General features: G+C 74.5%; 1 protein-coding gene. It reads right to left on the reverse strand.

The annotated features are described in order from the left end of the window. Positions 1-5045: SDR family oxidoreductase (locus AN218_RS17525; RefSeq protein WP_141747610.1), on the reverse strand; the 5045-nt coding region annotated here is incomplete at both ends.

A 5045-nucleotide genomic window follows, 5' to 3' on the forward strand; every position in this document is an offset into this window, starting at 1 on the left:
AGCCCGGCGGCGACGACGGCCAGCCGGTGCGGGAAGTGGCGGCGTCCGGCGGCGAGGCTGTAGGCCACCTGCCGGGCGGGCAGGCCCGGTTCACGCTCGATCCGCGCGAGCAGCCGCTCGGCGACGGCCCGCAGCGCGGCGGGGGTACGGGCCGACAGCAGGAAGGCGGCCTCGCCGTCCCCTCCTTCGGACTCCGGCCCCGTGGTACCGCGTACGGGCGGGTGCTCCTCCAGTACGACATGGGCGTTGGTGCCGCTGGCCCCGAAGGAGCTGACGGCTGCCCGGCGCGGTCCCTCGACGGGCTCGGGCCACGGCTGTGCCGTCGTCGCGACGGTGAAGGGACTGCCGTCCAGCGGTACGCGCGCGTTGGCCTCCGCGAAGTGCAGCGACGGCGGAACGCGCCGCTCCTGCAACGCCAGCAGCGCCTTGAGAACGCCGGCGATGCCCGCCGCGAACTGGGTGTGTCCCAGGTTGGTCTTCACCGAGCCCAGGATGACGCTGCCGGCGGGCGCGTCCCCGAACACCCGGCTGAGGGCGCGGAATTCGATCGGGTCGCCGAGCTGCGTACCGGTGCCGTGCGCCTCGACCAACTGGACGCCGCCGGGCGCGACGCCCGCGTGCACCTCGCGCAGCAGCGCCTCCTGCGAAGCCGCGCTGGGCGCGGTGATGCCGTTGGTGGTGCCGTCCTGGTTGACGCCGGTGGCGCGGACGAGGCCGTAGACGTGGTCGCCGTCGCGCAGCGCGTCCGACAGCCGCTTCAGTACGACGGCGCCCGCGCCCTCGCCGGGGACGAAGCCGTCGGCGCGGGAGTCGAAGCTGTGGCAGCGGCCGGTGGGCGAGAGCATGCCCGCACGGGTCGCGGCCTCGTACAGCCGCGGCGTCGTCTGGAGGAAGACACCGCCCGCGATCGCCATGTCGGCGGCGCCCGTGCGCAGATCGCGGCAGGCCAGATGGAGGGAGACGAGCGAGCTGGAGCAGGAGGTGTCGGTGGTGAGCGCCGGGCCCTTCAGGTCGAGTTGATAGGCGATGCGCGAGGCGACGACCGAGCCCATGGTGCCCCACAGCGCCTGGGCCGGGGCGCGGTCGCCGATGCTGTCGTAGTAGTCGCCCGCGTAACAGCCCACGTACACGCCGCAGTTGCGCTCGCGCAGCCGCTCGCCGGTGTATCCGGCGTCCTCCAGGGCGTTCCAGCACTGCTCCAGGAAGATCCGCTGCTGCGGGTCCATATGGGCGGCCTCGACACCGGAGATCGCGAAGAAGACCGGGTCGAACCGGTCCATGCCGCGTACGAAACTGCCCGCGCGGCACGTCACTTCGGGCCCCAGGTCCCAGCGGGTGACCGGCTCGACGAGGTCGTCACCGGCCAGCAGGCGGTCCCACAGGGCGCGGGGGTCCTCGGCGTCGCCGTAGCGCGCGGCCATGCCGACGACGGCGACCGGGTCGTCCGCCTCGCGGGCCGGGACGGGAGCGTCGGGGACGAACTCGGCAGCGGTGCCCGTGCCGTCGGGGACGGTCACCGTGCCGCCGTAGGTCTCGGTGAGGAACGCGCGCAGCCGCTCGGCGGTGCCGTGGTCGAAGAGGTCGGTGGTCTCCAGACCGGTGCCCAGCGTCTCGTTGAGGACGTTGACCAGGTGGACGCCGAGGATGGAGTCCAGCCCGTAGTCCGCGAAGGGGCGGCGCGGGTCGATCTCCGCGGGCGTCATCTGGAGGGCCTCGCCGAGCGCGTCGAGCAGCACGCGCTCGATGTACGACTCCGCCGACGGCGCGGCGGCAACGGGCGCGACGGCAACGGGCCTGGACGCGCCGGGAGTTGACGTGCTGAGCGGGGACGGGCTAAGCGGGGACGGGCGGGGCGCTCGGGCGTCCGCCGTGTTCCGTACGTCCGCGGGTCCGGGCCAGTAGCGGCGCCCGGCGAAGGGATAGGCGGGCAGATGGAGCCGGGCCGGGACCCGGCCGTCCGCGTACAGGCGACTCCAGTCCAGCGGCATGCCCTTGGCCCAGAACGCGGCCAGTTCCGCCCACTCGCCGCGGGCGGTCCAGCGTCCGACGAGCGCCCGGAGTTCGTCCTTCTCCGCCAGCGCGGCCAGCGCCTCGCCGGTCGCCCGCACCCGGCCACGGTGCCAGGGGCCCTCGCGCTCCGGGTCGTCGGCGAACGCACGGAGCTGTTCGCGCCATTCGCCGGGCGTGGACGCCACACAGCACAGCCGCTCGTCCATGGCCTCGCGGCCCGTCTGGAGCGTCGCCGCGACCGACGTCAGATCGACCGCCTCGCGGGAGTCGAGCCACTCGGCGAACTGCACGGCGCGGGCCCGCAGATCCTCGGGCGTCCTGGCGGACAGCGGCAGCAGCACCGGACGTCCGGACCCGGCGGTCGCGGCGGACCCGTCGGCCACAGCAGGCGCGGAGGTGCGGGCGGCCGGTGCGCCCGTGTACTCCGCGACGACCACATGCGCGTTCGCCCCGCCCGCGCCGAACGACGACAGCCCCGCGATCCGCCGTCCGCCGTCCCCTCCGGTCCGCGGCCAGGGCGCCGCGGCGGTCTGGAGCGCGAACGGTACGGAGCCGAAGTCGATGTCCGAGTTGGGCACTTCGGCGTGCAGCGTGGGCGCCAGTTCGCCGTGCCGGAGCTGGAGCACGAGCTTCGTCAGGCCCGCGATGCCCGCCGCGGCCTCCAGATGCCCGATGTTGGACTTCACCGAACTGAGGGCGCACGGCGCCGCCGTGTCCGTACGGTCGGCGAACGCCTGCGCCAGGCCCTCGATCTCGACGGGGTCGCCGAGCGCCGTTCCGGTGCCGTGCGCCTCGACGCAGCCGACCTCGTCGGCGGAGACGCCCGCGCGGTCCATCGCCTCGCGGATCAGCTCCGCCTGCGCGCGCGGATTGGGCACGGTGTAACCGTTGGTGCGGCCGCCGTGGTTGATGGCCGAGCCGAGGATCACCGCGTGTACGGGGTCACCGTCGGCCTCCGCCTTCGACAGCGGCTTCAGCAGCACCGTGCCGACGCCCTCGCCGGGCACGAAGCCGTCGCCGCCGGTGCCGAAGCTGCGGCACTCGCCGCCGCGGGCGAGCATCCGCGAACGGCACAGCTCCACGTACGTCGAGGGGTGCAGATAGAGGTTGACGCCGCCGGCGACGGCCAACTCGCAGGCGCCGTGCCGCAGATGCTCACACGCCTCGTGCACGGCCGTGAGGGACGCCGAGCACATGGTGTCCACGGGCATGCTGGGCCCGCGCAGATCGAGCAGGTACGAGACGCGGTTGGCGAGCGAGCCGAAGGACGTACGCGGGGAGGCGGGCGGCACGCCGCCCGTGGCGGAGGAAGCGTCCGTCTCCGCGGGGGCGGCGGGGCGGTGCCGGTCGAAGCCGGTCTTGGTGATGCCCGCGAACACCCCGACGCGGGAGCGGTGTTGCTCGGCGAGGCGCTGCCGGGTGTAGCCCGCGTCCTCCAGGACCGACCACGCGCTCTCCACGAACAGCCGCTCCTGCGGGTCCATGTCGGCGGCCTCGCGCGGCGCGATCCCGAAGAACAGCGCGTCGAACTGCGCGAACCCGTCGAGGAATCCGCCCCACTTACTGTAGCTCGCGCCCTCGCGCACCGCGCGCTCGACGTCGGGCTCCCAGAAGCCCTCCAGCGGCCAGCGTTCGGCGGGGATCTCGGTGACGCCGTCCCGGCCGGAGCGCAGGTTCTCCCAGAAGGCGTCCAGGGTGGGGGCGCCGGGATAGCGCCCGTGCAGACCGATGACGGCGATCGGCTCGTCGACAGGTGACGTACGGGCGGGAAGGGGGGCCTCGGCGGAAACCCGGGCGGAAACCGGGGCGGCAGCACCGGTCGTGCCGTTCGTCCCGGCCGTGCGAACGGCCCCGGCGGCGGCGGGAGTTGACGGCCGCGGCTCCGGAGCGGAGGGAGCGGACACGGACCTGGACGTGGACGGGGAAGCGGACGCGGACGGGGACGCCGTGTCGGCGAGCCAGCGGCGGCAGCCCTCCGGATGGTGCTCGGCGAGGTACCCGGCCAGTTCGTTCAGCGTCGGGTACTGGTACAGCAGCGTCTTGGGGAGCGCCCCGAACCACTGCGCGAAGCGGCGGTTGAGCCGGGTGACGGCCAGCGAGTCGATGCCGAAGCCGTCCAGCGGCGCGGCGGCGTCCAGCTCGGCCGGGTCCAACCGCACGGTCTCGGCGACGAGTTGCTTCAGCGCGGGCAGTACGCGGGGGCGCGGTTCCACAGCCGGAGTTCCCTTCCTGTCCCCCTCCGGGGCGTCGTCCTCCAGAGCGCCGTCGACGGCCGTGCCGACGGCCTCGTTCACAGCCGGGTCCGCGACCCCGGTCCCGGTCCCGGCGCCGGCCCCGGTTGCGTTGACGGCCCCGGTTGCGTTGACGGCTCCGATTGCGTCCGGCTCCGCGCCGTCCCGTACCAGGACGTGCGGTGTGCCGAGGGCGAGCGCGGCGTGCAGTGCCGTCAGCGCCGCGCCGGTCGTCAGCGGACGCCCGAACCGCTCGGTGAGTTCGGGCAGTTGCTCGTCCGGCACGGTCATCCCGCCGTCCCGCCACAGCGGCCAGCCGACCGAGAGCGAACGGCCGTGCCGCTCGCCCGCCTCGGCCAGCGCGGCGCGGTGGGTCTGGTAGGCGTCGAGGAAGCCGTTGGCCGCGGCGTAACCGGCCTGGCCCGCGTTGCCGAGCGTCCCGGCGGCGGAGGAGAAGGCCGCCAGGAAGTCCAGCGGCAGTTCGCGGGTGGCCTCGTCGAGGTGGACCAGACCGGCGACCTTGGGCGCCAGTACGCGCTGGGTCTCCCGGTGCGACGCGCGGACCACGTAGTCGTCGGCGAGCAGCCCCGCCGCGTGCACGACACCGTCGAGCCTGCCGTGTGCCCTCAGCACACGATCGACCAGGGCGGCCACCGCGGCCCGGTCGGTGACGTCCACGCTGTGGTATTCGACGCCGTCGGCGGGCGGTTCCGCCCCCTGCCACGGCGCCGGGCCACGACCGCACACGACCGTGACCGCGCCGGGCGCGTGCCGCCGCACGTCGGCGGCGAGCAGCCGCCCGAG

The sequence above is a fragment of the Streptomyces nanshensis genome (genome assembly GCF_001751255.1).
Lineage (GTDB): Bacteria > Actinomycetota > Actinomycetes > Streptomycetales > Streptomycetaceae > Streptomyces > Streptomyces nanshensis_A.